The 24,563-nt window shown below is 44.4% G+C and carries 25 protein-coding genes; 13 read left to right on the top strand and 12 right to left on the bottom strand.

Features of this window, described 5'->3' with window-relative positions:
- Positions 1-23 precede the first annotated feature (23 nt).
- From QZX97_RS15860 to QZX97_RS15835, 6 genes are all read left to right on the top strand, one after another.
- Positions 24-410 (top strand): hypothetical protein, encoded by a 387-nt coding sequence (locus QZX97_RS15860; RefSeq protein ID WP_295654448.1) that lies wholly within the window; start codon positions 24-26, stop codon positions 408-410.
- Between the two features lie 294 nt (positions 411-704).
- Positions 705-830: a hypothetical protein gene (locus QZX97_RS15855; RefSeq protein WP_295664783.1), complete on the top strand. Its 126-nt coding sequence runs from the start codon at positions 705-707 to the stop codon at positions 828-830.
- A gap of 178 nt (positions 831-1,008) precedes the next feature.
- Positions 1,009-3,348, top strand: a complete 2,340-nt coding sequence (locus tag QZX97_RS15850) for an MG2 domain-containing protein (protein WP_295664781.1) — start codon at positions 1,009-1,011, stop codon at positions 3,346-3,348.
- A 277-nt stretch (positions 3,349-3,625) separates the two neighbouring features.
- The gene (locus QZX97_RS15845; RefSeq protein ID WP_295654454.1) at positions 3,626-4,096 is read left to right on the top strand and encodes a hypothetical protein; all 471 of its coding nucleotides are present in this window, start codon (positions 3,626-3,628) and stop codon (positions 4,094-4,096) included.
- The gene (locus QZX97_RS15840; RefSeq protein WP_295654456.1) at positions 4,065-4,721 is read left to right on the top strand and encodes a GDSL-type esterase/lipase family protein; all 657 of its coding nucleotides are present in this window, start codon (positions 4,065-4,067) and stop codon (positions 4,719-4,721) included. The genes QZX97_RS15845 and QZX97_RS15840 overlap by 32 nt, the downstream gene beginning before the upstream one ends.
- A gap of 108 nt (positions 4,722-4,829) precedes the next feature.
- Positions 4,830-5,540 carry a CoA transferase subunit A gene (locus QZX97_RS15835; RefSeq protein ID WP_295654458.1) on the top strand — a complete coding sequence of 237 codons (711 nt, stop codon included), beginning with the start codon at positions 4,830-4,832 and terminating at the stop codon, positions 5,538-5,540.
- 59 nt (positions 5,541-5,599) lie between these two features.
- Here the strand turns inward: QZX97_RS15835 and QZX97_RS15830 are convergent, their stop codons facing one another.
- Positions 5,600-5,953 (bottom strand): hypothetical protein, encoded by a 354-nt coding sequence (locus tag QZX97_RS15830; protein ID WP_295654460.1) that lies wholly within the window; start codon positions 5,951-5,953, stop codon positions 5,600-5,602.
- Between the two features lie 196 nt (positions 5,954-6,149).
- Between QZX97_RS15830 and QZX97_RS15825 the strand changes: the two genes are divergently transcribed.
- Positions 6,150-7,046, top strand: coding sequence for an MBL fold metallo-hydrolase (locus tag QZX97_RS15825; RefSeq protein ID WP_295654461.1), 897 nt, complete (start codon positions 6,150-6,152; stop codon positions 7,044-7,046).
- A gap of 138 nt (positions 7,047-7,184) precedes the next feature.
- A complete protein-coding gene (gene rnhA, locus QZX97_RS15820; protein WP_295654462.1) occupies positions 7,185-7,655 on the top strand; it encodes a ribonuclease HI in 471 nt (156 codons plus the stop codon).
- A gap of 4 nt (positions 7,656-7,659) precedes the next feature.
- Here rnhA and QZX97_RS15815 read toward each other — a convergent pair whose 3' ends face one another.
- From QZX97_RS15815 to QZX97_RS19130, 10 genes are all read right to left on the bottom strand, one after another.
- Positions 7,660-7,851: a hypothetical protein gene (locus QZX97_RS15815; protein ID WP_295654464.1), complete on the bottom strand. Its 192-nt coding sequence runs from the start codon at positions 7,849-7,851 to the stop codon at positions 7,660-7,662.
- A gap of 16 nt (positions 7,852-7,867) precedes the next feature.
- Entirely contained in the window at positions 7,868-8,914 is a 1,047-nt protein-coding gene (fbp, locus tag QZX97_RS15810; protein ID WP_295654466.1) for a class 1 fructose-bisphosphatase, read from the bottom strand.
- 22 nt (positions 8,915-8,936) lie between these two features.
- Positions 8,937-9,431 (bottom strand): metallophosphoesterase family protein, encoded by a 495-nt coding sequence (locus tag QZX97_RS15805; RefSeq protein WP_295654467.1) that lies wholly within the window; start codon positions 9,429-9,431, stop codon positions 8,937-8,939.
- Between the two features lie 44 nt (positions 9,432-9,475).
- Complete coding sequence (locus QZX97_RS15800) at positions 9,476-10,189, bottom strand: methyltransferase (protein ID WP_295654469.1); 714 nt, start codon at positions 10,187-10,189, stop codon at positions 9,476-9,478.
- Positions 10,190-10,220: 31 nt separating this feature from the next.
- A complete protein-coding gene (purL, locus tag QZX97_RS15795) occupies positions 10,221-12,443 on the bottom strand; it encodes a phosphoribosylformylglycinamidine synthase subunit PurL (protein WP_295654471.1) in 2,223 nt (740 codons plus the stop codon).
- A gap of 127 nt (positions 12,444-12,570) precedes the next feature.
- A complete protein-coding gene (locus QZX97_RS15790; protein WP_295654473.1) occupies positions 12,571-13,341 on the bottom strand; it encodes an energy transducer TonB in 771 nt (256 codons plus the stop codon).
- A 71-nt stretch (positions 13,342-13,412) separates the two neighbouring features.
- Positions 13,413-14,009, bottom strand: coding sequence for a DUF4468 domain-containing protein (locus QZX97_RS15785; protein WP_295654475.1), 597 nt, complete (start codon positions 14,007-14,009; stop codon positions 13,413-13,415).
- A gap of 64 nt (positions 14,010-14,073) precedes the next feature.
- On the bottom strand, positions 14,074-15,129 hold the full coding sequence (locus tag QZX97_RS15780) for a porin (protein ID WP_295654477.1): 1,056 nt from the start codon (positions 15,127-15,129) through the stop codon (positions 14,074-14,076).
- Between the two features lie 218 nt (positions 15,130-15,347).
- A complete protein-coding gene (locus QZX97_RS15775) occupies positions 15,348-16,961 on the bottom strand; it encodes an ammonium transporter (RefSeq protein WP_295654478.1) in 1,614 nt (537 codons plus the stop codon).
- 79 nt (positions 16,962-17,040) lie between these two features.
- The gene (locus QZX97_RS19130) at positions 17,041-17,118 is read right to left on the bottom strand and encodes a KxYKxGKxW signal peptide domain-containing protein (protein ID WP_363152715.1); all 78 of its coding nucleotides are present in this window, start codon (positions 17,116-17,118) and stop codon (positions 17,041-17,043) included.
- Between the two features lie 210 nt (positions 17,119-17,328).
- Between QZX97_RS19130 and QZX97_RS15770 the strand changes: the two genes are divergently transcribed.
- The 4 genes from QZX97_RS15770 to QZX97_RS15755 all read left to right on the top strand — a co-directional run bounded on the left by QZX97_RS15770 (position 17,329) and on the right by QZX97_RS15755 (position 21,019).
- The gene (locus QZX97_RS15770) at positions 17,329-19,515 is read left to right on the top strand and encodes a glutamine synthetase III (RefSeq protein ID WP_295654479.1); all 2,187 of its coding nucleotides are present in this window, start codon (positions 17,329-17,331) and stop codon (positions 19,513-19,515) included.
- Between the two features lie 179 nt (positions 19,516-19,694).
- Positions 19,695-20,144: a hypothetical protein gene (locus QZX97_RS15765; protein ID WP_295654480.1), complete on the top strand. Its 450-nt coding sequence runs from the start codon at positions 19,695-19,697 to the stop codon at positions 20,142-20,144.
- 81 nt (positions 20,145-20,225) lie between these two features.
- A complete protein-coding gene (locus tag QZX97_RS15760; protein ID WP_295654482.1) occupies positions 20,226-20,534 on the top strand; it encodes a hypothetical protein in 309 nt (102 codons plus the stop codon).
- Positions 20,535-20,716: 182 nt separating this feature from the next.
- Positions 20,717-21,019 carry a hypothetical protein gene (locus tag QZX97_RS15755; RefSeq protein WP_295654483.1) on the top strand — a complete coding sequence of 101 codons (303 nt, stop codon included), beginning with the start codon at positions 20,717-20,719 and terminating at the stop codon, positions 21,017-21,019.
- A gap of 34 nt (positions 21,020-21,053) precedes the next feature.
- Here the strand turns inward: QZX97_RS15755 and QZX97_RS15750 are convergent, their stop codons facing one another.
- The gene (locus QZX97_RS15750; protein WP_295654485.1) at positions 21,054-22,472 is read right to left on the bottom strand and encodes a chloride channel protein; all 1,419 of its coding nucleotides are present in this window, start codon (positions 22,470-22,472) and stop codon (positions 21,054-21,056) included.
- 344 nt (positions 22,473-22,816) lie between these two features.
- Here QZX97_RS15750 and QZX97_RS15745 point away from each other — a divergent pair, with 344 nt between their 5' ends.
- Positions 22,817-23,998 (top strand): AIR synthase related protein, encoded by a 1,182-nt coding sequence (locus QZX97_RS15745; protein WP_295655622.1) that lies wholly within the window; start codon positions 22,817-22,819, stop codon positions 23,996-23,998.
- Positions 23,999-24,563 lie beyond the last annotated feature (565 nt).

Raw genomic sequence — 24,563 nt, 5'->3', positions numbered from 1 at the left:
CATTTCTGTTAATTTGCACTCCAATGCAGCATACTTCAAAAATGAATCTAATCTGCAATAAAAAATGGAGATGGGTTGCTCTTAAAAGTTTCGGTAAAGAGCTAAATCCTGTGCAAAAATCACTTTCTGATGCTCTCTTTTTCAGGAATGATGGCACATTTGAAAAGGAAATGTATGGGCAACTAAAATTTAAAGGCAAGTGGGCTTTTAATACAGATTCATCAAAATTAGATATGGCAATTACAGAAATGAATGGACAAGCTTTGGCCGGAATGGCTTTAGGTGAATCACACCCAACGGATTCCATTATGAGATTGACAAAGGATACACTAATAATTGCAAAACTTGCATATTTCGGCCCTAAAAATATTTATGGGCATGACGATTGGTATTATGTGAAGGAGAAATAATGAAAGCAATTGTAGGATAACGTATGTGTATTTGAAATAGCAATCTTTTCAATGAATTTTCACCAGTTACTTTTTTATAAATGGTACCGTGTTTTTGAATTTTTTGAAAACAGCGAAACCAACTGCGAATCAAAGGCTTATTTCAATACGTTAATACTATTCCTTCTTAATATCGCAACTCTAAGAAACCTGTTGGAGCATTATTTTAAGATATCGTCAGGCTATTATTTCATTCTTGCCATTCTAATTATGGCTGTTTTTCTATACCGCAGCACGGTCTTTAAGAACGGGTATATGCCCTACAAAATCGCCTATGCTAACCGAAGTAAAACAAGGCGTTTGATAGAAACCATCGGTATCACCTTGTATTGTATTTGTTCGGCAACCGCTTTTATTTTAACTGAACAACAATCGCTTTGAATGCCCGAAAAACGGGGCTGATTTGAATTATTAATCGTTATATTCGCTTAACCAAACCTAAACGGCTGTGAGGCAAACCGCTAAGCGTTTATTTTTTTGCTTGACGCTATTACTATGTGCCTTTGATTTAAGAGCGCAAACGGCTACTACCATCCCCTTTTTTTACGAAAAAATTTATTTGCAAACTGACAGGGATGTTTACTCGCAAGGCGAAGACCTGTGGTTTAAGGCCTATTTGGTGAACGCGCAGAATAACAAGCCCATCAATTATAGTCGTAATTTGTATGTGGAACTGATTCGTCCGGGTTTGCAGATCACTTTGCGGCATGTTTTGCGGATGGAGGACGGCTTGGGCAACGGGGATTTTAAGCTGCCGGATACCCTATCAGCAGGTACATACCGCTTGCGCGCCTATACCAACTGGATGCGCAATTTTGGCGATACTTTTGTATTTGAGAAGAATATTACGGTGGTGAACACCAGGGGCAGCCAAAGCATTGCATCGGCTTTAGCCAAACCTGTAAAACGGGTAAAAAAGAAACAGTCTACGGTTGGTAAAACGGACACATTGCCCAGCGGGCCGAATGTGAGTTTTTTTGCCGAGAGCGGACCGCTGATAAACGATGTTAGCTCGGTAGTGGCCGTGAAGGCGGAGGACGAGTTCGGCAAGGGCATACCTGTTAGCGGGCAGATATTTGCCACCTCGGGACGTGCAGTGGCAAAATTTACCTGCGATAGCCTGGGCTTTGGACAGTTTGGCCTGGAACCCGACGAAACGCAAATGTACCATGCGGAAGTGACCATTAACGGCGAGCTCTTTAAATTTGAGTTGCGCAAGGCGCGGCAAAAGGGTTTTACGATGGGCGTTAGCGCAACGTCGCCTACCATTTTTGCGGAGATTGCGTGCAATGGTTTTTCGCTGGGCGAGTGGGGCGGGAATAATTTGGTGATTGTGGGGCGACATGGCAATAAGGTTATTTATAAGGAACGGGTGCGCATCCAGTCGAAGAATATTTTGGTGCAGGTGCCCGATGTGAACTTTCCGGAAGGTATTGCCTGCATTACGCTTTACGATGAGTACGCGAAGCCGCTGTGTGAGAGGTTGGTTTACGTGCATCATCCCAACACCACCAAGTTGAAGATCACGACCGATTCGATTGCCTATCATTCGCGACAAAAAACAACAGTGAAACTCAAATTGAGCGACAGTACAGTTACGCACTTGTCGTTAGCGGCTGTTGACGCGGGCGTTGTGGCTGTACAGCCTGGGGATATCCTGCAATATTTGGAATTAAAATCGGAGGTAAAGGGTAACATTGAACATCCCGAAAGGTATTTTGACACCACGAATGTAAACCGCCTTAAGCAAATGGACTTGTTGCTGATGACGCAAGGTTGGCGGGATTTTATATGGAAAGACATAGATGACACCAAATTTAAACAGAGATACGATGTGGAGCAGGCTTTACCTATTAACGGGCATGTGCGGGCAGTTTGGGCCGATAAAGTATTGCCAAAGATGAACATCACCATGTTTGCGCCAAGGGCTGCCGGGAATAAACTATTTTCGGCAATATCCGATTCTACGGGCCATTTCCGGATAGATGGTGCCGTTTTATACGGATATCAGTATGTATACTTTACTTCACGAAAAAGCGACGGGATTGGCGAGGACGGGAAAAGTAAAGGGAAAACCGGCGGCTGGATTATTGTCGATTCGATGTTCCGGGATAAATTAGCGGTGGAACCCGTCGATAATATACTGATTGAGCAAAATCCGGTTAACGCCGATTCGTTGTATGAAAGGGAAAGGGTTAAACAAAAATTCACTTTCGGTGGGGTCAACAACCTCAAAACTGTACAGATAACAGGTTATAGCAATGCACTTCCCGTACAGACATATCCGATTACGTTAGCCGAACAAAAAGATTTTACCACTATTGGCGATTTTGTAATCAACCATATACCTAACGCGCATTGGCAAATGGACGAAGGCGACAGAGAAAGACCGCCCTCGCCGCCACGTATTTTTACAGGCTATATCCCACCTTATATGTTCCCGGTAAGTGTGCATGGTGTGTATACCGACCATGAAAAAATTGTTGTGGGCATGGCACCTAAACCCGATGTTGACGAGTATTGGGAACAAACCATGGACAGGGTATTAAAGGTAACCATACGCGGCAGGCAAACAGTTGATGGGAAGGTGTACTCTGTGGAGCTTTTGTTACGCCCGGGCTCATTAAAATCAAAAGATTTTTATGATAATACCATGGCCGATTTTGTGGGTTATACCAAAGCCCGGGTATTTTACGCACCGAGGTACGAAGCGCCGGGTGATAAACCCGATTACCGGACCACCATACATTGGGAACCCGTTATTACCACCGATGCCAAAGGCGAAGCGACTGTAAGCTTTTATAATGCCGACCCGAAAGGTAAAGTGACGGTTGTTGTGCAGGGGGTTACGGATAAGGGCGTGCCGGTTTCTGCGATTGCGGGGTACGTGGTGAAGTAGGAATTTAGCATGAATTTTTGTATTTTTGTGTGAGCAGGCAAGGCGCAAAGCGCATGGAGCGAAGCGTTAAAAAAAAAAATAAATACCCATATTTACCCATGTCTTTTTTGTCATTAGGTCATTGGTCATTAAGTCATTTTTAATTTGCATATAGGCACATTTACTAATTCGCACATTGAAAAAACACCCATATTTACCCATGTCCTTTTTACTGATGACAGAATAAGGAACAAGGAATAAAGACTAAATAAAAAATATAAAACACCCATATTTACCCATGTCATTATTATTGAAAACCGCCGCTCGGTGTTTATTTGCAGGTTTTTTTACGGTTTTGTTTTACAGCCAGGCCGAGGCCCAAAAGGTAGTATCCTTTCAGGATACCCGGGTACGTGCTACCGGGCGTATCGCTTACAAGGGCGACCGCTCGGTGCTCTATTATTCGGGCACATCGTTGGAGGTGAACTTTACCGGAACCTCGGTTAAAGCCACTTTGAAAGATGAACGCGGCGAGAATTATTTTAACGTGATTGTTGATGGTAAAACAGTAGTGCTGCACCCGGATACGGTAAAACGATTGTACACCCTGGCCTCGGGCTTGTCGGCAGGTAACCATACCCTGCAATTGTACAAACGTACAGAATGGAGCGATGGCAATACCAATTTCTATAACTTTCAGTTTGATGATAATGTCACCATTTTACCCCCCCCCGGCTATGAAAACACGGGCTATAGAGTTTTATGGTAACTCTATTACGGCGGGCTATGCTATTGAGGATTTTTCGGGCCGCGACTCGTACCTGAGTCGCTATAAAAACAACTACATTACCTACGCGGCTTTAACAGCCAGGCATTATAACGCGCAATGGAGTTTCATCGCCAAAAGCGGCATCGGTGTTGTGGTGGGGTATTACCCGCTCAATATGCCCGAAGTGTATGACCGTTTGGACCCGATGGATGCGAACAGCAAATGGGATTTTAGCAAATATACCCCCCAGGTAGTGGTGGTGAACCTGTTTCAAAATGATGCGGGCGTTATACAATCGGGTAGTGGCCCGTTGTTCGAAGCCAGGTTTGGGCATACCCCCCCGACCGAAGATTTTATCATCAATGCGTATAAAAACTTCATTAAAGACCTTCGTGGCAAATATCCTAACGCGAATATCATTTGCGCTTTGGGCAGCATGAGCGCTTGTAAACCGGGGTCGGTGTGGCCGGTTTATATCCAAAAGGCAGTTGCTCAGCTGAACGACAAAAACATTTATAGCTTTATATTTACCTATAAGGGTACACCGGGCCATCCCAATATTAAAGAGCACCAGGCCATGGCAGATGAGTTGATTGCTTTTATTGATAAGACAGTGAAGTGGTGAATTTGAAGAATATCGAACATCGAATGATGAATTTCGAATGATGAAGTATCCTTGTCCGTACCTTCAAAATTGACCAATTAGTGTTAATTTCGTTGTACCAATTATAATGTGATGAATAAAGTTGTTGCCAATGCCGAGGAGGCCATTCGGGATATTAAGGACGGGATGACGTTGATGCTGGGCGGGTTTGGCTTATGCGGTCTGCCTGAGAATTGTATTGCCGCGTTGGTAAAAAGCGGGGTTAATAACCTCACCTGTATATCGAACAATGCCGGGGTTGATGACTTTGGTATTGGCTTGATGCTGAAGAAGCGACAGGTTAAAAAGATGATATCGAGCTATGTAGGTGAGAACGCGGAGTTTGAGCGGCAATTGCTGAGCGGCGAGCTGGATGTGGAACTTATCCCGCAAGGTACCTTAGCTACCCGCTGTATGGCGGCGGGTTATGGCATGCCGGCCATATTTACCCCTGCCGGAATTGGCACGGAAGTGGCCATTGGCAAAGAAGTGCGTAATTTTAACGGTAAAGATTACCTGATGGAGCTGGCCTTTGATGCCGACTTCGCGATAGTGAAGGCCTGGAAGGGTGATACCATGGGCAATTTGATTTACCGTTCAACCGCGCGCAATTTTAACCCGGTGATGGCCATGGCAGGTAAGATAACCATTGCCGAAGTGGAAGAACTGGTACAACCCGGAGAACTTGATCCCGACCAGATACATACGCCCGGCATATACGTCCACCGCATATTTAAGGGTGTTGCCTATGAGAAAAGGATAGAGCAGCGGACGGTAAGAAGCAAAGAGCCGAAAGCATAAAGCTGAAAGCGAAAATATTCGCAAAAAGCTTTGTGCTTTCAGCCTTAAGCTTTTAACTTTTACTTATGGTAGAATTTTTCGTACACGATATGGTCATGTTCCCAGCGTTGAACGGCAACCTGCTCCATATTGTAACGTTGCCCGTTTTTGTAGGTGGCATCAAACCAACTTTCGACCATGGTAATGCCTTTTTCTTCGTCGGCTGTTATGGCTTCAACGCCAGCACCGTGAAATTCCTGTATGGTCTCAAAAAAAGCGATTTCGCGGGCATGGTTAACCTCTTTGCCTTTAACGGGCTCGGCGCCAAGCTCTTCCATTACTACGTGGTCGCTGTAATATTTTTCAAAAGCATCCATCGCCTTGCCCTGGCCAAGCAGGTCGTAAACGTCTTTAATTTTTTCTCTGTAGCTCATGATAGTCGGATTTAATTGTAGTATAAAGGTACCAATAAACAAAAGGTTTTAAAAAGTGATATAGCTCATTCTTCTAAAAAGTTTATGTTAAATCAATATCAAAAAAGAAGTAGCAAAAAACTTACACTGTGCTGTCGTGAAATGAGATACTTTGTTTTTAAATTTATAACCAATTAGTAACCTCAAAAAAATCAACATGCAACGTCGTAAATTTCTATTCAGTACCGGATTATCATTGGCTTCGTTGGCATTGTTGCGCAACAAAAGCTTTGCTTCGCTGGAGCAGGACCCTTTTCAGATCAAGACCCTGCGGGGCAATGTCGGTATCTTCACCGAAAAGGGCGGTACTATTGCCTGGATGATCAATAAGGAGGGCATTGTGGTGGTTGATGCCGAGTTCCCTGAACAGGCCACACACCTGATCACCGAGTTAAAAAAACGCTCGGACCTGCCTTTTAAATGGCTGATCAATACACACCACCACGGCGATCATACCAGCGGAAATATCTCATTTAAAGGCATTACCGAGAAAGTTGCGGCGCATGCCAATTCGTTGGCCAACCAAACAGCAGTGGCTGTTGCCGGCAAAACCGAGGACAAACAACTTTACCCCGATACTACCTTTACAGATACCTGGAAAATAAAAGTTGGCGATGAGACCATAAAAGCCCATTACTTTGGCCGAGGCCATACCAACGGCGATGCTATGATCCATTTTGAGAATGCTAATATTGTGCATATCGGTGATCTGGTATTTAACCGCCGATACCCCGTAATTGATATGGCACACGGAGCATCATTGAAAAGTTGGGCGCAATGTTTGGAAAAAGCGCAAAAGCAGTTCAATAAAGATACCCTGTTCGTTTTCGGTCATGCTTTTGACCCGGAAAAGGTGACCGGCAATATAGACGATATAAAAGCCATGCAAAACTATATGGAACAGGCTGTTGCATTTGTTGACAGCCAGATAAAAGCCGGAAAAACCAAAGACGAGATTAGCATGGCGACGTCAATCCCCGGTGTAACCGACTGGCAGGGAACGGGTATAAAAACTACCCTTACTTCGGCTTATGATGAGTTGACTGCAGGATGAGTTGGCCTATGGTTCAGAGTTGATGGTTGATGGTGAATAGCGCTTTCGGTTTTAGATGATAATTAGCATCTTCGTACCAACAGTTGGTGGTGCTGGTTTTCTTCCTAGATCCATGAACTATGATCCATGAACTAAGCGATGATAGAAATTTTCACAGACGGCGCATCGAGCGGCAACCCGGGGCCGGGAGGCTACGGTGCTATATTACGTTCGGGCGAACATTATAAGGAACTATCTGAAGGCTTTCGGAAAACCACCAATAACCGTATGGAGTTGCTGGCGGTAATCAAAGCCCTCGAAGCTGTGAAAAAACCGGGGCAGCAGATCACTATTTATTCCGACTCGAAATATGTGATTGACCCCATCGAAAAAAAGTGGATATATGGTTGGGTTCAAAAAGGATTTAAGGATAAGAAAAATAAGGACCTGTGGCTACGATTTTTGGAGTTATACAAGCAACACCAAGTTAAATTTGTATGGGTGCGCGGGCACAACGGCCATGCCGAGAACGAGCGCTGCGATGAGATGGCAGTAAATGCTTACAAGCAAAAAGGCTTATTAATTGATTCGGTTTTTGAAGTAGAGGCGAATAGGGAAAGTCTGTTATAAATAATCAAGCTTGACTTTGAAGCTTTCCTTTAATAAAACCACCTACCAAAAGGGTAATACCCAATCCGATCAAAAGTCCAATAAAAAAGTCAAGCTTATTACCGCGCAGCTCCACAACAAATTTGAGGATTAAACCAGCGGAAAGACAAAGCATACCTATTGGCAATAAGCGCTTTTGCATTTTAGTTTTTTCCATACTCAAAAATACAGTTTTACTGAATATTTGTAACGCCTTCGAAGGATTTTTTTGTTACCTGCGGCGAAAAGCAGGCCATCATTTCTTCTGCCCGTTTAACCATATTGCACGAGCCTATGAAAATAGCAGAGCGCTGGTGCAGTTCGGTAACATCGAGCGTTAAAATGCGTTGGTAACCGTTAGAGGCAAAACCACCTGCTTGTTCGATGATAAAAGCCATGGGGTTACACTCGTATACCAGGCGTAATTTACCATTGGGTGCCTGTGCGGTAATAGGGTAAATAAATATACCGCCTTTTATCATGTTACGGTGCAGGTCGGCAACCATGGAGCCGGTGTAGCGAGACGTATAGGGGCGGTTGGTAGCAGTATCTTCAACCTGGCAGTATTTGATGTATTTTTTTACACCATCGGGGAAGTGGGTATAGTAACCTTCGTTAATGGAATAAATATAGCCATCTTTAGGGATCGTCATGTTTGGATGCGACAGGCAGAACTCGCCTATAGATGGATCTAAAGTGAAGCCATTAACACCTTTGCCGGTAGTGTAAACCAACATGGTCGACGAGCCATAGATGACATAGCCCGCTCCAACCTGATCCACGCCTTTTTGCAAAACATCCTCCAAGGTTGCTTTGCCTTCGGTTGATTTGCGACGATAAATGGAAAAGATAGTTCCTACGCTCACGTTTACATCGATGTTGGATGAACCATCAAGCGGGTCGATAGCGACGATATATTTAGCGTTCTTTGAAATTTCTGAATCGATATAAATATACTCGTCGTTCTCTTCGGATACGACGATACAGCATTCACCACCACTTTGCAAAGCTGATATAAATTGCTCGTTAGCAAAAACATCAAGTTTTTTTTGCGATTCGCCCTGAATGTTAGTACTGCCTGCATCACCCAAAATATCCATCAGGCCGGCTTTATTCACCTCGCGGTTCACAATTTTAGCGGCAATTCCAACATCGCGCAATAATCGCGACAACTCACCCTTGGCATACGGAAAATCTGCCTGTTTTTCAATAATAAACTGCCCTAAAGTTTGTGCGATCATATAGCTTAGTGTATAAAGTACATTATGTTTTTGTCAATTCTATGACCTCTAAGGTATGAATTTTTTCTTCGGAAATACAAAATCGAATTAATGTTTGCACCCTTTGCCATCCTTGTTTACCTGCTGCACCGGGGTTTATATGCAGGCAATTGATCTTTTTGTCGTAAACTACTTTCAAAATATGTGAGTGGCCGCAAATAAACAATTGTGGTGGCTTAGTGTAAATTAGTGGCTTAACTTGCGGGCTGTATTTATCGGGGTAACCGCCGATATGCGTCATCCACACATCCACCTTCTCGCAATCAAAACGCAGGTTTTCGGGGTATTGCAAACGGAGTTCTTTACCATCAATGTTACCGTAAACACCACGCAGGGTCTTAAATGCCGCCAGTTTATCGGCAAGTTCAATAGTACCAAAATCGCCCGCATGCCATATTTCGTCGCAGTTTTCAAAATGTTTGAAAATTGCATCGTCAAGGTAACCATGTGTATCGGAGAGCAAGCCTATGCGGGTCATTTTTATTTTTGATGTCGAATTTTCAGTTTCGGATTTATAATCAATCAAAAGATAGTAAAAAAATCTTTTAAAGCTGTTTTATAACTATCGGAATATTCTTTTGGGATATCATAAATTACAAAATCTTCGATGTTAAACTTTGTTTGCGATGAACCAAAAACCAATATTTCGCGGTGCACTTCTGACTCAGCAAATGAACGTATGGTGATGATTTTTTGGAGGTGCAAATTGAACCGAGACATTGAAGTCTTAACAAACTCTGCAGTAGGTACAGGCAGTATTACCCAACAAGCTCCGTTTATTGATAAATGTTTTGAAACACCTGCCACTAATTCTTCAAAAAAAAGCACATCGGTATGTTTGGCAATATTGGTTTGATGTTCGGGCGATTGGAGCGAGTTGATATAGAATGGCGGGTTGGATATGATCAACTCATATTTCCTTGCTGGAAATTGTTCAAAGTAATGCTGAAAACTGCTATGTGCTATGGTCAATCGTTCTGCAAAAGGTGAGTTTTTAAAATTGCCCCCGGCTGTTTCTGCTGCAGTTTTGTCAATTTCAACTGCATCAATTTTGGCATAAGGAAATTTTTGAGCAAGCATTAATGCGATCACCCCGGTGCCGGTGCCAATATCTAAAATAGATTTAGCTGCATCTGCTTTAGCTAAAGCAGCCAACAAAACGCCATCGGTATTGATCTTCATGGCACAGCCGCTTTGGTCGACAGTGAATTGCTTGAAGTGGAAAATTCCGGCCATATTAGTTGGTCAAGTCCGGATAAATAATAGCCTACTCGCCTAAAATCCCCTGCAATACGTTATCGTAAACCTGGTGCGCTTCGGTTACCGTACCGAATGATTCGCCATCGATCTCCAACGTGCCGGTGCTAACGGTGCCGAGCAGGGTAAATTCCACTTCAGATGTTGACAGCAGTTCAACAAAGGCTTCTTGTTGGTCAGGACTAACCGAGACCACTACCCTACCCTGCGCTTCGCCAAACAGGAACGCGTCTTTACGGATATCGGTATCACTATCGATTTTAAAACCCATATAGCTTGGCATGGCCGATTCTAAAAGGGTGATGTACAAGCCACCGTCGGCAACATCATGGGCCGACTGTATCAAATGCTGTTTGATCAGTTGTTTGATCACCTGATGCATGGCATACTCTTTATCGAGGTCGAAATAAGGTGCTGGCGATGCGGAAATGTTATGGTATGATGCCAGGTATTGAGATGAAGCGATATCGTTAACTGATTCGCCGATTAAATAAATCAAATCGCCCGTTTCTTTGAAATCAGAGGTCATCATGGTCGACAGATCGTCCATTACACCCAGCATACCGATAGTCGGCGTTGGGAAAACGGGCCCGTCATCTGTCGACTGGTTATAAAAACTTACATTACCACCTGTAACCGGCGTTTCGAACTTGGTGCAAGCCGCGCTCATGCCTTTTATGGCTTCCACAAACTGCCAGTAAACTTCGGGCACATAAGGGTTGCCAAAGTTTAGGCAATTGGTAATAGCAACCGGCTCGCCACCGGCGCAGGTAATATTACGTGCAGCTTCGGCCACAGCAATAGCGCAACCTTTTTGAGGATCAGCATACACATAGCGCGAGTTACAGTCAACAGTTAACACAATAGCTTTGTCAGTACCTTTTACAGCCACTACAGCGGCGTCGCACGGGCGATTAGTAGTCATGGTAGCCGTACCCACCATCGAGTCGTACTGGTTGGTTACCCAACGTTTTGAGGCAATATTTGGATGAGCAATCAGGTGGTCAGCAACAGCTTTTAAATCGGCAGGTTGCTCAACATCCTCTATTTTAAATTGCTGATTAGTTTTGTAGTAAGCAGGTTCGCGATACTCACGTTTGTACACCGGGGCACCACCGCCTAAAACCAGATCATCGGCAGGTACATTAGCAACCAGTTCGCCTTTCATATAATAATGCAGGCGCTTGGTATCGGTTACTTCGCCGATGATGGCACAATTAAGGTCCCATTTATCAAAAACGGCTTCTACTTCCTTTTCGCGGCCTTTGTGCACAACAATAAGCATCCGCTCCTGCGATTCAGATAATAGTATCTCAAAAGGCTTCATGTTCGGTTGGCGTGTAGGCACCTTATCCAGGTCTATGCGCATACCGTGTTCGCCCTTGGCCGACATTTCGGAGTTGGAGCAGATAATACCTGCTGCACCCATATCCTGCATGCCTACGACAGCTCCGGTTTTTATCACCTCGAGTGTTGCTTCCAATAATAATTTTTCCTGGAAAGGATCGCCAACCTGTACTGCTGGCAAATCGTTCACAGAATCTTCAGTTATATTTTTTGATGCGAACGCCGCGCCGTGTATGCCATCTTTACCCGTTGCCGAACCCACGATATACACCGGGTTGCCTACACCATATGATGTGGCCGAAACCGTCTCACCGGCTTTCACAATGCCTGCGCTCATGGCGTTAACCAGAGGGTTCACATTGTAGCAATCGTCAAAAAACAATTCGCCGCCAACTGTTGGTATGCCAAAGGCATTACCATAATCGCCGATACCTTTTACCACACCTTTTACCAGCCATTTGGTACGGTCCAATTTTAAATCGCCAAAGCGTAGCGAATTAAGTTGTGCTATAGGGCGCGCGCCCATGGTAAATATATCGCGGTTAATACCGCCCACACCCGTTGCAGCGCCTTGGTAAGGCTCCAAAGCCGATGGGTGGTTATGAGATTCGATCTTAAAAGCACAGCCGATACCATCGCCTAAATCAACCAAACCGGCATTCTCTTCGCCTGCTTTGGCCAACATACGCGGGCCATCCTTTGGCAAAGTTTTTAGCCACGTGATAGAGTTTTTGTAAGAGCAGTGCTCGCTCCACATTACCGAAAAAATAGAGAGCTCGGTAAAATTGGGCACGCGGCCCAGTATTTCATTTATACGTTCAAATTCTTCGGGGAGTAAACCTAAATCTTTGGCTGTTTGTACGGTAGTGAGTTCCTGCTGCTCCAATGTTTGTGCTTTATTTTAACGAATGCCCAAAATTAGGAATTTGTGCCGAAACAGGAAAGTTAACATGCATTTAAACACCGGTATTTTTAAATAGCTGGTATATTGCTATCCCTCAAAAAACAGGGGATTATTTTACGATATGGAAATTGATGGGCAAGTTATACCTTACCCGTACGGGTTGACCGTTTTGCAAGCCGGGTTGCCATATCGGTGAGTTGTTTACTACGCGCACCGCTTCTTCATCAAAACCGTTACCGGCGCTTTGTATTACCTGTATGTCCGACAATTTACCATCGGGCTCAACAACAAAACTAAGCCACACTTTACCTGATAAGTTTTTACTCGCTGCCCCGTCAGGATACCTCAGGTTTTGTTTTAAATACTCGGCCCAGGCTACCTTCCCTCCTGTAGGTTGCGGCATTTCATCAGGCGCATCAACGATATTTGGCGCCGCATTTTTTACAGGCTGTACAGGTGCTACGCTTGCAATGTTCGGGGCTTCCCTATCGCTATGATGTATCAGAGGGATGGATTGTGTATAAGGATAAACGTGCTTTCCGTTTTGCTCATATTTATCTTGGTTGGCAACACGACCGCGTTGCAAAACCGGGTTCGCGTGCCCTCCGACAGAAGTATGGGCAACTTTTATCTGTTTTGAAATATCTACAAATACAGATCGCCCCTGGTTTGGCGCTGCCGCTATTGCTACCTGTTTAGACGATGTGATCGCGGCCACCAAAAATACAGCCAAAAAAGCCATAGCTGTAATACCCATTGATTTTAACAAAGTAGAAGCGTATTGTTTCCGCAATTCATAAGCCCCATAGCTTTTGTTGCGGCCCTGAAATATCAGGTCCAGCCATTCGGTTTTATAGATGTCGGATTTGGGGATAAACATACCTGCGAAAATCTATACCGAATATAACGTTTAATATTTACAATATGTTATGGCGTTTTGTAAATATTACGCTACCATTTATTTATCGATATCACCTTTTTGGCAACAGTATCCTTTTTAGCTTTCGGTGCTTCTACCATAAACTGTTCAAGTTTCTTTCCTACCCGCTTCGAAAATGCACCGCACTCGTCCAAATAATGTTCAACGTCAGCTTTATCGTACTGTTTGTTGGCCTTCTCCATATCAACATCAAGTCCCAATTGCGGCACCATATTGTTATAGCGGTCGCGTTGGTAGGGTGTGAAAACAAAATCGGTAAGCCAATACCGGTATTTCGAATCTTTTATCTCGATGGTAACCTTGCAGGTAATCTTACCATCATCGTGTTTTGCCATCGACAGTTTTTTTGAAACCAAAAAATAACCTTCACCTGTTAGCGATGCGGCTTTACTGTCCTGTGATGCCAACTTCAATGTATTCTTATCAAAGGCCGATTTAAAAAAAACTAAGGCTTTGCCAAACAAAGCATCGGCGTTGTTATTGGCCACATTAACCACTTTATAATAAATGTATTTACCCCGGTCGTCAAAAGCCAGCGAATCCTTTTGGGCTATGGCTGTCTTACCCAAACAAACGCATAAAATCAGCAATAACAATTTCCTCTTCATATAAAGACAATAAAGCCGTCCCGATAATCTCGGGACGGCTTCGAATTTAAAAAAAAATCAACAATTAGAATGCGTACACTGCAGCAACCAAAAATTGGCCTGCCGAAGTTGATGGTTTAAAGTTGCTGTCAACAAACTGGCTTTTCGAACCATTGTCAAACCTGATTTCAGGAATCAATGTTAACGGACCAGATTTGATGTTTGCTGTAAAAGTAAGACCTGTTACACTTTCGCCAGGGATAACACCCGAGAAAGTTTCAGCAGTACCTTTTGTACCTGTTTTCGAAGTGAAATACTCGCCGCGTATGCCCAAAGTAACATCTTTAGATACAGCCAATTGAGGGTATAAAGCAACACCATCAAAACCACCGCTAACACCAAGTGACTTGTAAGTTGGAGCAGTAAAATCGGCAGCGTTCAAGCCCAATTTAAAGGCAGGCGTAATTTGATAAGTAGTGGTCAAATCAAATTCGGTACCCGAGTACTCGCCCGCAGCTAAGTTTAAATAGGCAGTCCAGTTTTTAACCGGAACCAACATCAATTGAGCGCCAAAAGTAGAAACGGCACTCGACGAAGTGTAAACATTCCATGCATCGTTAAAAATACCTGCCATTAAGCTCGCCTTGTCCGAAAAAGTGTAAGTAAACTTAACGCCTGCATTTTCAAACGGACCGTTAGTGAACAGGTACGAAGTTGAGTAGTTAAAGTTTCCTGTCGGAGAAATTACTTCATAACCGATAAAGGTCGACATGTAACCGCCGGTAACATTCAGTGCCGAAGTCAGGTCATAGCTAACATACAAATTTTGGATGTGGTAACCCGCAGTTGGGATAGATTGGTCTGAGCGTGGACCGAAAGACAACTCACCGGCGAACGCGGCCTTGCCTACTTTCTTTTTCAAACCAAGGTCTATCATCCCTATCGAGATAGAGTTTTGATCACTACCAAAACTTGTTGGGATATTACCAACTTTATTGCCGGTAAAATCAGCTTTGTAATAAGCGTCTACCGAGCCGGTAACTACTAATGGCGCATCGGAAGTAACTTTTATCGAGTCCTGGGCCTTTACGGCTAAGCCCGATGCTGCAATTGCTAAAATAAGTAATAACTTTTTTTTCATGTTGTTTAGTTAAGATTGATTGAGTTTATTATTAAATTGAGTTGAGTGAGTGAGTGAGTTTTTATCTTTTTTAAAGCTCCATATGTTCTAAATTTTTGAATGTTATAGCTAACCGATAGTATTTAAAGACTTAAATGTTGAGGCCTGATAAAGGGGCAATATTTTCATATTGCCCCTAAATAAATTCATTATTTAGTTTATTGAGCTATTCAATTGATTTATGACATAGCGTCAACAACGATTTTGTCTGGGTAAGCTTCAGTACCGTGTTCAAATACGTCGATACCGCCCGGACCTGTTTCGCCATGTTCTTCAACACGCAGTTTCCATGGATGTGGTAATTTGTTGATTACCCACATCATAATCAGGGCTACAACGAAAGTTGACAAAGTGATAGCGCCACTACCTATCAATTGAGCTTTCAGTACAGCGGTACCACCACCGTAAAATAAACCCGATAAGGCAGAACCGCAAGGATAAGCACCTAATTTGATACCGGGGCAAGCAAAGAAACCTAAAGATATAGTACCCCAGATACCGGCAAAACCGTGTACAGGTACCGCACCGATTGGATCATCAATACGCAGGTACTCTAACAACAATGTACCCAGGTACACTACGATACCGGCAACAAAGCCTAACAATACTGCGCCAAGCGGCGATACCCAATAGCAAGGACAGGTAATAGCAACCAAACCGCCCAGTAAACCATTCAGCGTAAAGCCTAAATCAAATTTACCTTTGGTTGGACCAAACCATAATCCCATCAACATGGCACCTAAACCACCTGTACAGGCAGCAATGGTAGTGTTGAAAGCAATACGGCCGATACCATCAGCATCCATTGCCGAAAGCGAGCTGCCAGGGTTAAAACCATACCAGCCAAACCATAGTAAGAATGCACCTACTGTAGCTACCGGTAAGTTGTGAGGTGCAGGCATGCCACCGTCTTTGCTGTCGCGCATAAATACACGCCCTATCCGTGGGCCTAATACAATTGCACCGGCCAATGAAACCACACCTCCAATGGTATGTACTACAGTTGAGCCTGCAAAATCGTGGAAAGGTTGACCTAAAGTTGGCAATACACCACCTGTTGCACCCATGGTTGCTAACCAACCATCAGGACCCCAGGCCCAGTGGCCAATAATAGGATAGATAAAGCCTGTTACACCAATACTGTATAAAATATCGCCGCGGAAACCGGTACGACCGATCATAGCGCCCGATGTTACTGTTGAAGTAGTATCGGCAAAAGCGAACTGGAATACCCAGTGTGCCAATACAGGGATACCTGTAGCTTCGTAAGTTTCGGGAGTGTTTTTCAAAAAAAACCAATCGATAACGGTCTTGCCATCTTTCGCCAATCCGCCCCAGCCGATAAAGCCGTTACCATGACCGAACATAAAGGCATAACCTATAGCCCAAAACAAGATACCGCAAAGGCAGGTATCAAAAACGCATTCCATTAATACGTTAACGGTTTCGCGGGTACGGGCAAAACCAGCTTCCAGCATTACGAAACCGGCCTGCATACCAAATACAAGGAAAGCGGCTACCAACGTCCATGTAGTGTTGATAGAGTTCATCATCGATGTTTCGATAGCGGTTGGTGTTGGTGCTGCGGCATGTGCGCTGCCCAACAATCCGGGCAAGGTGATCATGGCTGCAAGAACCAGCATTAATCCAAGTATTTTACCTGAAAAAATAGTGATACCTAATCGCCATTTCTCCGGGGAAATACCTAACCAGGTAGAAGAAGGCATTCGGCCTTCGTCGCCTTTCGGCGAAAATTGCGTGAGCAATTTACTTTTGATACTCGTTACGTTCATAGTGTTTGTTTATTTAGTTTGTTTGATAAGTGAGTTACGGGTTGTTTGTAGATTTTTATTCTTTTTTTCAATGACTTTTTTAAGTAAAATAACAAAATTGATAGAATTGATAGAGATTTTTACCGCTTTTTATCATTTTTTTATGTCTTTTTATCAATTACAGATGATTATTTGAATTATTTGATGAAATTACGAGTAATATTTTAAAAAAACAAACGAAATCATAAAAAAAATTTAATTTTTTATCAAAATCACTCTCATTGCACCGCATTAATTAAAATATGTGATTTTTAACTAAAAAAGGTGCGTGTTAACGGTAGTTTTATATTTTTGATGTGTCAATTATATTAATCTTTAAAAACGTACCATGTCGAATATCCGATTTCAGGCTTTGCAAGCTGTGTTAACACGTTCAATACCCGAAGTAAAAGTGCCGGGAACAAAAATCTCCGACTTTTTTGGTTCAAATGTTTTCGATAAAAAGAAAATGATGGACTATTTATCGAAAGACGCCTTCCAAAGCATTGTCAGTGCCATCGAAATCGGCGAACCCATCCCCCGCGATATGGCCGAACAGGTAGCATCGGCCATGAAAGCATGGGCAATGGGCAAAGGCGCCACACATTATACCCACTGGTTTCAGCCCTTAACCGGCACAACTGCCGAAAAACATGATGCCTTCTTCGAACCTGCCGCCGATGGTACGGCCATCGAACGTTTTAGCGGCGATGCCTTGGCACAACAAGAGCCCGATGCGTCAAGCTTTCCAAGCGGTGGTATCCGTAATACCTTCGAAGCGCGTGGCTATACCGCCTGGGATCCATCATCCCCTGCCTTTATTATAGAAAGCAATAGCGGCAAAACCTTATGCATACCCACCGTATTCGTATCATACACCGGCGAAGCCCTCGATTATAAAGCTCCTTTATTAAAGGCCTTGAGCGCGTTGGACAAAGCCGCTGTTGACGTGTGCAATTATTTTGACAAGAGCGTTGAAAAAGTAAATGCCTCGCTGGGTATCGAGCAAGAGTATTTTCTGGTTGATATCGCCTTGTTTAATGCCCGGCCCGACTTGTACCTTACCGGCCGCACCTTGTTTGGCCACATGTCGGCAAAGGGGCAACAACTTGAGGACCATTATTTTGGTTCGATACCCGAACGCGTATACGCCTTTATGCTCGACATGGAAACAGAGGCACTTAAATTAGGCATCCCGTTAAAAACACGTCATAACGAAGTTGCGCCATCACAGTTCGAATGCGCACCTATATATGAAGAGATCAATTTAGCTATCGACCATAACCAGTTATTGATGGACGTAATGGACAAAGTTGCCAAACGCCATAACTTTAAGGTATTGCTGCATGAAAAACCTTACGCCGGCATCAATGGCTCGGGTAAGCACAATAACTGGAGCATGATTACCAATACAGGCAAAAACCTGTTATCGCCTGGTAAAACGCCCAAGAACAACTTGATGTTCCTTACCTTTTTTGTGAACACCATTAAAGCGGTACATGAGTATGCCGACTTGCTGCGCGCCTCCATCGCCTCGGTAAGCAACGATCACCGTCTGGGCGCCAACGAAGCCCCGCCTGCGATTATCTCGATATTCCTCGGCAGTCAATTGAGCGATTTGTTGGATGAGATAGAAACATCCCGTATCAGCAAACGAATTAAGGAAGAATCATTGCTATGGCAGGGCATACCAAAGATACCCGCGATACAGCGCGACAATACCGACCGCAACCGTACCTCTCCCTTTGCCTTTACGGGCAATAAATTTGAGTTGCGTGCCGTAGGCTCTTCGGCCAACTCATCAAGCCCGATGACAATACTCAACCTTATCGTTGCCGATCAGCTCAAAAAGTTCAAGGTAGAGGTGGACAAGCTGATTAAAAAAGGCGAGAAAAAAGACATCGCTTTATTAACTGTTATTAAAAGGTATATAAAGGAGTCAAAATCTATCCGTTTTGAAGGCAATGGGTATAGCGACGAATGGGAAAAAGAAGCAAAGGCACGGGGCTTATCGAACATAAAAACCACGCCCAAAGCGCTCGACGTACTCATCACCGAAAAGGTGGAGAAACTATTCGAAGATACCGGCGTATATACCAAACGCGAAAGCCACGCCCGCCACGAGATCTTGCTGGATAGCTTCTATAAAAAACTACAGATAGAGGCCCGTTTGATTGGCGACCTGGTAACCAATGTCATCATCCCAACATCCATTAACTATCAAACCAAGCTGATTGAAAACGTAAAAGGTTTAAAGGATATTGGTTTGGGCAAAGAAACCTATGCGGCTCAAATGGATATCATTGAGCGTATAGCCCACCACATCAACTTTATCAAAACCAATGTGGAAGAAATGATTGACGAACGCAAAAAAGCCAACGCCATCGACGATATACGCGACCGTTCCATTGCTTACGATGAAAAGGTAAAAAGCTATTTCGACCCTATACGTTATCATGTTGATAAATTGGAGCAACTCATTGACGACTCCATGTGGCCGCTACCAAAATTCAGGGAGTTATTGTTTATAAAATAACCTGTATTTCAAAGAACGCTTTCAAGGGCAGGCAAATTCAATTTCGTCTGCCTTTTTTGTGCCTTTATTTGTTATTAGCACCAATCAACATTTGTTAGACACTTATTTCCGTTTTGCATTTTTTTTAAAAAGTTGTTTTTTGTATTTTAGCCACATATCTCATTGGTACCCTATAACATATGATGATAAAACGGTTAAACTATTTATCGGCCCTGTTGCTTGCTTGCGTGGCACTTTACGCCTGCAAAAAAAGCGACGACATAATCCCCGAGCCTCCCTCTACCATCATCGGTAAGTGGCAGTACGTGTTGGCCGAAGGTGGCTATGGCGTAATCTCGCCACAATCAAACGCAAACATATACCTCCAGTTCAATTCAGATAGTACCTATAAACAACTTTCGGCAAACGCCGTCTCCGCATCGGGTGTCTTCCATGTGCAAACCATAGTCAGCGCCATCGATGGAACAAAAAAACCTGCAGTAAGCTTTACTACATCAAATAGTTTTAACAGGGATAGCTGGTGCACCTTAAATACCATCACCATAAAAGACGACACCCTCATGCTCACCTCAAATGGCTATGTTCCGCATGGCGCGCCAGCCATTCAGGTTTTCAAGCTATCCAATTAGCACTTACTCTGCCGGTTAAATTTATAATCAAAACAATTACCACCCCGGCCTGTCTTACTCATACATTATAAATTGTAAACAATGAAAAAGACAGCAAAGGTTTTTGTTTTGGTTGCGGCGCTCACATTAGGAGCTACTGCATTATCGCACGCTCAAATTGTAGTACGCATCCATCCATCCCACGCAAGGGTTGAAGAACGCAGCCGCCCGCCCGCACCATCGCCCCGCCATGTTTGGGTTGATGAGGATTGGAAAAACAACGGCCATCATGGCTACGCCTGGAACGGCGGACGCTGGGAAGCCCCGCCACGCGAAGGCGCAACCTTCGTTGCCGGCCATTGGAATAAAAGCCGTCGCGGCTCTGTTTGGATTGCTGCTACCTGGAGATAACCACAAAAACCAACAACATAAAGCACCGGCAATAACCGGTGTTTTTTTGTTGGGGCCTACCCCAACTTTCATCACACCATTCTAACCTCACAGCTTGTAAACGGCACAATAATTTTTTCAACTTCCCCTAAACATTTTTTTTAGTTGCTTGTCTTAAACACAAATACCAAAAATTTTATACCATGAAAAAGACAACAAAGCTTTTGATGCTCTTAACACTACTTACATTAGGCGCCTTAGCCTCGGCAAATGCACAAATTATTGTGCGTGTACGCCCGGCCCGCCCGGCTGTTGTGTTCGAGCGCCCTGTTGCGCCATCACCCCGCCACGTTTGGGTCGAAGAGGAATGGGTCCCCCACGGCGACCACTACGTTTGGCACGGCGGTTACTGGGCCCTGCCACCCCGCAGGCACGCTGTTTACGTTCCCGGCCATTGGGACCGTCGCGGCGAAGGCGAGATTTGGATAAAAGGTTACTGGAGATAATTGCTAAGCCTCCCTGTTTTTCGGGGAGGCTTTTTTATTCCTCCTCTTCGGCGGCTTCGAGTCTCTCATCCGTTCTTTCCTCCAGCGCTTCTACAACTTTCTGGTTTTTTTCATCAGCTATCAGCTCTTCAATATATTGGTGTTTCAGCCTGTCGTAAAACGAGTGCTTGTCCATCAAAACAGCCGCGAGGCTGGCCACCATGCCCGCCAAAATCAAATGGAATATCACATTGTTCCTGTCCGTCATTTCCAGCACCAGTATTACCGATGTAAACGGCGACCGTGTTACCCCGGTTAAAAAGCCTACCATCCCGGCAAGGATAAGCATATTGGCATCGCTGTCGGGTAGTTTAAACCAGCCCGATATCAACGACCCAATACTCGCCCCCGAGCTCAGTGCCGGTGCAAACACGCCACCTGCCGCACCGGTAGTAAACGAAATAACAGAGCCACCCATACGCAGCAACGGCGTGTACCACGCCGAGTATTTATCGTGCGTAAACAAAACCTTCACCATCAACTCCTTGCCCGAACCCAAAACACCCACATTAATAAAATAAGCGATAAAGGCCATTGCCAAACCGCAGCCTATTACATATACGGCCTGGTTGTATTTAAACTTCATCCGCTTTTTTAACGAGAAAATAAACAGAATGAGTTTCGATGTGCCGCTGCCTAAAATGCCGCATATTAATGCTACCATCGCCACCAATAAAAATATATAGCCCGACAGGTTATCAATTTTAGGATAGCCTAAATACAAATAAGGCCCTAATAAAGCTTGCGCCGATAAACCCGCTATAATAACCGACGAAAAAATCGCCGTTTTAAAATAACTGAAGTGCGTTTTGGTCAACTCCTCTATCGCGAACACGATACCGCCCAAGGGCGTGTTGAACGCCGCCGCCAAACCCGCGGCCGCCCCCGTTACAATCATATTGCGCTTGGCAATTTTTGGCCACCAAGCGGGCAACACCTGGTACACTAATTTATAAATTGACGCTGCTATTTGAATAGTAGGACCTTCGCGGCCTATTGTAGCCCCGCCTATACCCATCACCAAACTCGATGCCATTTTCACTACGATGATGCGAAAGCTCAACAATTTGTCTACGATATAACTTGTTGTTGGCGATGATACCTGTATAGCCGCGGCCACCTGCGGAATACCGCTGCCGCGAGCATAAGGCGCATAACGCCTAACCAGCCACCAGGCCAACCAAAAACAGCCCGGCGTAAGTACAAACAGCAGCCAGGCATGGTAATTAAAAACAACAGCCGTCAGGCTTTCGGCCCATAAAAAAAGCTTGGTATACGCCACCGCCACCACGCCGGTTATCACCGAAGCTATCCAAAACGGAATAGCCTGCAAGGCATTCTTTTTCAGGTCCTCATTTTTGATCCGGTCAAATGATCGTTTTAGTTGCGCGCGAAACCAGTAAGCAATTTTCATTCGGTATGTTGATATTTTATAACCAATATCATGATGATACGGCCTTTATTAGGGGAGGGTACGCCAAAGGTAGTAATTACCCCATATTTTGCCCCACCTAATTTCATTTAACCCCAACACCCACCAACAAACCGTCGAACCAACAAACTAATGACCAATGACAAATGAACCAATGACAAATGAACCAATGACTAATGAACCAATGAACTAATGACCAATGAACCAATGACCAATGAACCAATGACCAATGAACCAATGAACCAATGACCAATGACCAATGAACTAATGAACCAATGACAAATGAACCAATAAACAAATGAACAATTTTCCATTACCTTTGCACCATGGTTTCCTCGCACAGATACGATCAGCGCGGTGTTTCGGCCTCAAAGGACGATGTGCACAACGCTATAAAAAACATCGACAAAGGCATTTACCCCCAGGCATTCTGCAAAATCGTTCCCGATATTTTGGGTAATGATTTTGAATACTGCAATATTATGCATGCCGATGGCGCCGGAACCAAATCATCGCTGGCTTATACCTACTGGAAACAAACCGGCGACCTGTCCGTTTGGCGCGGCATAGCGCAAGACGCCATTATTATGAACATCGACGACCTGCTTTGCGTAGGCGCCACAGATGGTATCCTGCTTTCATCAACCATTGGCCGTAACAAAAACCTTATCCCCGGCGAAGTCATAGCCGCCATCATCAACGGTACCGAAGAGATACTGGCCGAGCTCCGCGCGCACGGCATGGGCATCTACTCTACCGGTGGCGAAACTGCCGACGTGGGCGACCTGGTGCGTACCATTATTGTGGATAGCACCGTTACCTGCCGCATGAAACGCGCTCATGTCATCTCCAACCACAACATCAAAGCCGGCGACGTTATCGTTGGCCTCGCATCATACGGACAAGCCACCTACGAAACCGAATACAACGGCGGCATGGGCTCAAACGGGCTCACCTCCGCCCGCCACGACGTTTTCAATAAAACCATCGCCCGGCAATACCCCGAAAGTTTCGACCCGGCCGTACCTGCCGATTTGGTTTTCTCCGGCTCCAAAAAACTCACCGACCTGGTCGACATCGGCAACGGCAAAACCATCACAGCGGGCAAACTGGTACTTTCACCAACACGCACTTACGCCCCCGTTATCAAAACCATACTCGACCAGTACCGCAGCCAGATACACGGCATGGTGCATTGCAGCGGCGGCGCGCAAACCAAGGTATTGCATTTTATCGATAACCTGCACGTCATCAAAAACAACCTGTTCCCTATCCCGCCCCTGTTTAAAATGATACAGGAAGAAAGCGGTACCGACTGGCACGAAATGTACAAAGTATTCAACATGGGCCACCGCATGGAACTATACGTACCACAGCAATTAGCCCCGCAGCTCATCAACATATCCAAAAGCTTCAACATCGAAGCCCGCGTTATCGGCCGTGTGGAAGCCGCCGAACAAAAACAGGTAACCATCACCTCCGAGTTTGGCGAGTTTGTGTATAATTGATTGACATTTACAGCCATTAACCTTTCCCAACGCTTTGCGCCCCGCTCCACGCGCCTTGCGACTGTTATGGGTATTTATGGGTGTTAGTGAATATCGAATAATGAACTTTGAACGTCGATTTTACTTCATCATTCAATATTGGATATTCGGTGTTCGATATTTTTCTGTTATCGGTATTTATGGGTGTTTTATATTTTCATTTAGTTTTTATTCTTGCAACTTGCGCTCGTTTGCAACGAGCGCTTAACATGGCCTTGCGTTTGCAACGCCCTGTAGGAGATATGGATATTTATAGTAATGCCGTTATGTTAACGAAATCCACTCTGTTTTATGTTCCCGCAAAGCCGCCTAAGCCGCTAAGAATGCCGTTCAAAAACTTTGCGTCTTCGCGCCTTTGCGCGGCAAATCTCTTATAATCGTTGTCCAGGATTTCCAATCCCCGACAGACCAAAAAAATCAAAGCACGGCCCGTGCGATTCCCCTCTTGAGAGAGTAATAGCCCATCATATGACAGATGGCATTAAACTTCTATTGAGAAGCAAGTCAAAATTTGATTTATTATCTC

The sequence above is a fragment of the uncultured Mucilaginibacter sp. genome (assembly GCF_903893715.1).
Lineage (GTDB): Bacteria > Bacteroidota > Bacteroidia > Sphingobacteriales > Sphingobacteriaceae > Mucilaginibacter.
The sequence above is the reverse complement of the archived record's forward strand: the minus strand, read 5'-3'. Positions and strand labels throughout refer to the sequence as shown.